Annotated in this window: 7 protein-coding genes; 2 read left to right on the forward strand and 5 right to left on the reverse strand. The window is 40.4% G+C overall.

Going from position 1 to position 6051, the window contains the following annotated elements; translation table 11 throughout:
* Positions 1-422: 422 nt before the first annotated feature.
* Complete coding sequence (locus BCG07_RS01440) at positions 423-1889, forward strand: NAD(P)H-hydrate dehydratase (RefSeq protein WP_286888216.1); 1467 nt, start codon at positions 423-425, stop codon at positions 1887-1889.
* An 11-nt stretch (positions 1890-1900) separates the two neighbouring features.
* On the opposite strand, the gene BCG07_RS01445 is transcribed toward BCG07_RS01440, so the two are convergent.
* The 5 genes from BCG07_RS01445 to BCG07_RS01465 all read right to left on the reverse strand — a co-directional run bounded on the left by BCG07_RS01445 (position 1901) and on the right by BCG07_RS01465 (position 5471).
* On the reverse strand, positions 1901-2407 hold the full coding sequence (locus BCG07_RS01445) for a hypothetical protein (protein WP_286888217.1): 507 nt from the start codon (positions 2405-2407) through the stop codon (positions 1901-1903).
* Positions 2408-2493: 86 nt separating this feature from the next.
* Complete coding sequence (locus tag BCG07_RS01450) at positions 2494-2649, reverse strand: hypothetical protein (protein WP_286888219.1); 156 nt, start codon at positions 2647-2649, stop codon at positions 2494-2496.
* A 248-nt stretch (positions 2650-2897) separates the two neighbouring features.
* The gene (gene groL, locus BCG07_RS01455; RefSeq protein ID WP_006791253.1) at positions 2898-4547 is read right to left on the reverse strand and encodes a chaperonin GroEL; all 1650 of its coding nucleotides are present in this window, start codon (positions 4545-4547) and stop codon (positions 2898-2900) included.
* A gap of 49 nt (positions 4548-4596) precedes the next feature.
* The gene (locus tag BCG07_RS01460) at positions 4597-4884 is read right to left on the reverse strand and encodes a co-chaperone GroES (protein WP_006791252.1); all 288 of its coding nucleotides are present in this window, start codon (positions 4882-4884) and stop codon (positions 4597-4599) included.
* A gap of 110 nt (positions 4885-4994) precedes the next feature.
* Entirely contained in the window at positions 4995-5471 is a 477-nt protein-coding gene (locus BCG07_RS01465) for an FxsA family protein (RefSeq protein WP_006791251.1), read from the reverse strand.
* Positions 5472-5641: 170 nt separating this feature from the next.
* Here BCG07_RS01465 and cutA point away from each other — a divergent pair, with 170 nt between their 5' ends.
* Positions 5642-5962 (forward strand): divalent-cation tolerance protein CutA, encoded by a 321-nt coding sequence (gene cutA, locus BCG07_RS01470; protein WP_286888221.1) that lies wholly within the window; start codon positions 5642-5644, stop codon positions 5960-5962.
* Positions 5963-6051: the final 89 nt, after the last annotated feature.

Here is a 6051-nt window from a genome sequence, read left to right on the forward strand (position 1 = left end):
CGAGCTTAGTCTCGGGTTTTTTAATGCCTGCAATTTGCCTCACGTGAAGGTGGCGCTCTTACCTTAGGCGTAGGTGCTTTGTAGCAACGCTCAACGAGTAATAGTTAACGTTTAAGTTAATTAATGCTAAAAAAACCCGAGCTTAGTCTCGGGTTTTTTAATGCCTGCAATTTGCCTCACGTTAAGGTGGCGCTCTTACCTCAGGCGTAGGTGCTTTGTAGCAACGTTCAATGGGTAATATTTAGCGTTTAAGCTTTTAATACCTGAACAAAAGTGATCATTTTTCAGTTATCTGACCCGGATAAATATGTGATCTTTAGTGCGTTTTAATTAACGAACTTACCTCGATTAAAAGCTCACAAAACTAGCCGCTTGATATGTGTATTTGATAAGGTAGGGTGTCACTTATTGGAGGGGTCTTCATGCTAAATAAACTAATATTTACTGCAAAAGAAGTTAGGGATAACGAGGCACTGGCTGCTAAAAATAGCCATTGTGAGTTATTTACCCTCATGCAGCGCGCTGGGCACGCTGCATTCAACGCTTGGCAAGACTTTAATGCAGAGCATACGTTAGTTGTTGTAGGACATGGTAATAACGCTGGGGACGCTTATATTACCGCGAGCCTAATTAAGCAAGCGGGTAAGCGAGTAACTTTGTGTGCCGTTAACCCTGAAAAAGCACTAACAGGAGATGCTGCAAAAGCGTTTAAGTTATGGCGTGATGAAGGTGGTGAAGTTAATGCTTATACGAGTGAGTTATTAAACCGAAGTGATTTAATTATAGATGCAATGCTAGGTACAGGGATCACAAGCTCGGTTCGCGATAATTTTGCTAAAATTATTAATGAAATTAACGCCAGTAATAAACCTGTATTGAGTATAGATGTACCCTCAGGTATCAGCGCAGATACTGGCCAACCTTTAGGTATTGCTATACAAGCAAGTAAAACAATAACCTTTGTTGGTATTAAGCATGGGCTAACAACGGCTATAGGTAAACAACATTGCGGGGAGTTAATATTTGACGATCTAAATATTGGACCTGCATTTTTTGAGCTCGCTACTTCAAGCGGCACACTTATAAATATTAAGAGCTTTAAAAAGCTTGGTGCCCGTAACCTAAATAGCCATAAAGGAACTCATGGTAAACTCCACTGTGTAGGTGGTAATGAGGGGACGGCTGGCGCAATTAGATTATCCAGCGAGGCCGCACTTAGAGCAGGTACGGGTATGATAAAAGTGTATACACATTCAAGTTCTGTAGTGCCTGTAAGCATTGGTAGGCCAGAATTAATGGTAACCAGTACTAATCTAAAAAAAGCGCTTGAGTGGGCTAGCTGCGTAGTAATAGGGCAAGGTCTGGGGCAGGATGAATGGGCACAAAAAACCTTTGAGGAGGTTATATATTACTGCCAAACTAATAACATGCCACTGGTTATTGATGCCGATGCGCTAAATTTATTAGCCAAGCAAGCCTCATCGTACACATTAAAGCAATGTGTACTTACACCGCACCCAGGAGAAGCATCCAGGCTATTAAGTAAAACTATTGTGGATGTTGAGTCAAATAGGTTTGAGAATGCTCGACTGTGTGCTAAGCGCTATAACGCTACTTGCGTATTAAAAGGAGCCGGAACATTAATTGATAATGCTGAGAATACGTGGGTGTGTGAAGACGGTAACGCAGCACTGGCCGTTGGTGGTAGTGGCGATGTACTCACTGGTATTATTGGCGCCTTACTGGCTCAAGGTTTAAATATTGATGAAGCAGCGCGATATGGCGAAACACTGCACGCTAAAGCCGGTGATATCGCCAGTGAGCGAGACGGGCAGCGAGGTATGCTACCCTCCGATTTATTTAGCATAGTGAGACAGCTGTTAAACTGACTTTCATTAGATTAGTGTTTAGTCACTTTGCTTAAAAGCTTGGTCAGAATGAGATCTTTTTCTGTTTGAAGGAGTTTATCTTCAGTCGCTGCTTTTTCGATATTAGCAAACATCTCTAGGCGTTTTACTTTTTCATAGGCGAGCTCGCTTTCATTGAGCTCACTAACCAATACAGGTTTTACTACCCCAAAGTTAGGGTCATCAACTTTGTTAAAATCAAACTCTGCATCTAAATACTCACCGTAAGGTACGTTGTAAATAACAGCAATCCAGAGTTTTTTTTTATTTACATCGTGAGAGCTTAACCAGTGTGTTTTCGGAACTAATATATCAGCCGAATAATAAATATCATCATAGAAAAAATCGCCATCGATTCTAAAGTAAGCGAGTGACTCACCTTTACTGTCGGCCAGTTCAATTTCGGCCGTAAGTAATTCTTTTTCACTACCAACTAACTCAACAAAATCCTCTTTTCTTAGCCCTATGTAAGGGTTCTTAAATTTTTTACGTTGCTGCATTTAGTAATTAACTTCATAAATTATTAATAATAAATGTACAGCGTTTCGCAAGCACTTGTCTATTGTTAGCTAATAAACGTAATCATTTATTCCATTTCTTCATCCGGCGGTTCGCCTGAGTCTTCCTTACGTTTTCTTTGCTCTTGCTTCGCCTTTTGAACATTTTCGTAGGTAGGTGGAGGAATAGGCATCAGGGAAATAAGCGGAAAAAAAGCTAAAAATAAATATGCCCCTGTCGACATACTTTTACCCCAAGTAATCATTTTTAAAAAAAGGCAAACTATTAAAAGCAGCAATGCAGATATTAGGGTTAAAAGCACTGCGATGAAAGTAATTCCATTACTGTTAAGTATGTCCATGGTGTGGTTTTTTAATTTATACGTTATTACTATTTGGGGGTAAATTGAACAATAACAATAAAAAAGTACTAAAAAGTAAAAACCCAGCCGAGGCTGGGTTTTATATAAGATAGGTGCTTAAACGGTGATGATTACATCATGCCGCCCATGCCACCCATTCCGCCCATGCCACCCATATCAGGCGCACCAGCAGCTTCTTCTTTAGGGATTTCAGCAACCATTGCTTCAGTTGTGATCATTAGACCCGCAATAGACCCTGCAAATTGTAGTGCAGAGCGCGTTACTTTAGTTGGATCTAGGATACCCATTTCAATCATGTCATTGTATTCGCCAGTTGCTGCGTTGTAACCGTAGTTACCTTCGCCACCTTTAACAGCGTTAATAACAACAGATGCTTCGTCACCCGCGTTAGTTACGATTTGACGAAGAGGTGCTTCCATCGCACGAAGGGCAACTTTAACACCGTGGTTTTGATCTTCGTTATCGCCAAGTAGTTCAACTAGCTTGCTAGCTGCACGTACTAGAGCAACACCGCCACCCGGTACTACGCCTTCTTCAACCGCTGCACGAGTTGCATGTAATGCATCTTCAACACGGTCTTTTTTCTCTTTCATTTCAATTTCAGTTGCTGCGCCTACTTTAATTACTGCAACACCGCCGGCAAGTTTAGCCATACGCTCTTGTAGTTTTTCTTTATCGTAGTCTGATGTTGCTTCTTCAATTTGTGCTTTAATTTGAGAAACACGACCGGTAATGCCTTCTTCTTCGCCAGCACCATCGATGATAGTTGTATCGTCTTTAGTGATAACAACGCGCTTAGCTGTACCTAGGTCTTCAACTGTTGCTTTTTCAAGCTCAAGGCCAATTTCTTCAGAAATAACAGTACCGCCAGTTAATACGGCGATATCTTGTAACATCGCTTTACGACGGTCGCCAAAACCAGGAGCTTTAACCGCTGATACCTTAACAATGCCGCGCATGTTGTTAACTACAAGCGTTGCAAGTGCTTCGCCCTCAAGATCTTCAGCAATGATTAATAGTGGCTTGCTTGCTTTAGCAACTGCTTCTAATGTAGGTAGTAGCTCACGAATGTTAGATACTTTTTTATCTACAAGTAGAATAAATGGGTTATCTAATTCAACTGCGCCTTTTTCAGCGTTGTTAATGAAGTAAGGAGATAGGTAACCACGGTCAAACTGCATGCCTTCTACAACATCTAGTTCGTTCTCTAGTGATTGACCTTCTTCAACAGTAATAACACCTGTATTACGGCCTACTTTTTCCATTGCTTCTGCAATGATGTCGCCAATTTCTTTATCAGAGTTAGCTGAAATAGTACCTACTTGAGCAATAGCTTTAGTATCAGCACAAGGAACAGAAAGCGCCTTAAGCTCTGCAACAGCAGCAATGATTGCTTTATCAATACCACGTTTAAGGTCCATTGGGTTCATGCCTGCAGCAACCGCTTTAAGGCCTTCATTAACAATAGACTGTGCAAGTACTGTAGCGGTAGTTGTACCATCGCCGGCTGCATCATTTGCTTTAGATGCAACTTCTTTAACCATTTGCGCGCCCATGTTTTCAAACTTATCTTCAAGTTCGATTTCTTTTGCTACAGATACACCATCTTTAGTGATCACTGGAGAGCCAAACGATTTGTCTAGTACAACGTTACGGCCTTTAGGACCTAATGTAACTTTAACTGCGTTTGCTAGGATGTTTACGCCAGTTAGCATTTTAGCGCGTGCGTCACCTGCAAAAAGTACTTCTTTAGCTGCCATTTTTTAAATTCCTCTAAATTCTTAAATGTGTGTTAAACGAAAAGTAGGCTTAGCCTACAATGCCTAAAATGTTGTCTTCACGCATGATCAGGTACTCTTGACCTTCGATCTTTTCAGTTTTCTCAACATATGAGCCAAATAACACAGTGTCACCGGCTTTTACTTCTAAAGCTCTAACGTCACCGTTATCTAAAATACGACCATTACCTACGGCTACTACTTCTCCGCGAGTTGATTTTTCAGCTGCAGAGCCAGTTAATACAATACCGCCAGCAGATTTTGTTTCTTCTTCTAGACGTTTAACGATTACGCGATCTTGTAAAGGACGAATGTTCATGTTTTTTAGTTCTCCTAACAGTTTCTGAACAGTACAGAAAAAAGCTTTTCTAATTTGCATTCATTAATGGGGGTAGAGTAAAAAATTCCAAGAGAAAAAATGATAAATTTTTAATCTTTTCGTTCAAACTCACCATCAATGGTTGTTGGTTGTTCGGTTTGTTGCTGGTCACGCATTGAGTGCGGTTGTTGCGCGTATGGGGAAGGACCTTGTTGCATGCCCGCACTCATTCTCACGGTTGCCTGACTTGCAAGGCCTGCAGCTAATTTATTACGAATTGCAGGGGTTAATAAAAGTAAGCCAAAAACGTCAGTCATGATGCCTGGCGTTAACAATAGTACACCGGCAATAATAACGCATATTCCCGTGAATAATTCTTTAGCAGGCATCTGGCCTTGCGCCATTTGCGTTTGCGCATTTTGAAGCGCGCCCATACCTTGTTGTTTCACCATCTTAGCGCCTAAAATTGCGGTAATAACCACTAGTGCAATAGTCGCTACACCCCCTATTACGTCGCTTACTTGAATTAACAAGGCGATTTCGATAATAGGGATGATAATAAACAACACAAATAAAAATCTAAACATAATGCTCTCTAAATAAGGTACTCGTAAGAGTTGATGAAATATAAGTGAGGGTTAATAGGTCTCTTTTCAAGGTTAATGCGTAGGTAGTGTCATTTAACTGGATTTCTACACATTGGCTTACCTATCAGATACTATGAAGCTAGACATCGTTCAACAAGTAAAGGTTCATAATGAATACACAATTTAAATTAATTTTTACTACCTGTAAAAACGAGGATGAAGCACGCATGCTTGGTAAAGCTTTGGTAGAAAAAAAGCTGGCCGCGTGTGTCAATATTTTACCAGCAATGTCTTCTATTTATATGTGGGAGGGTGAGGTAAAAGAAATGATAGAAGTTAAAATGCTAGTTAAAACCAAAACAGAGAAAATGAACGATGTGTTTTTAACTATAAAAGCGATGCATAGCTACGAAGTACCTGAGATACAAGTTATTGACATAACAACCGGGAACTTGGCTTATTTTAACTGGATGGATGAGGTATTACATTAATGCGCTTTTTGTTTTTGCTATTAGTGACATTATTAATAGCCCCTGCAAAGGCTACATCAAATAATGTGCTTAATGATTTATTAGCGCCC

Origin of the sequence: Pseudoalteromonas sp. ESRF-bin5 (assembly GCF_002632075.1) — a bacterium.
In the GTDB taxonomy this organism is placed as follows: Bacteria; Pseudomonadota; Gammaproteobacteria; order Enterobacterales; family Alteromonadaceae; genus Pseudoalteromonas; species Pseudoalteromonas marina.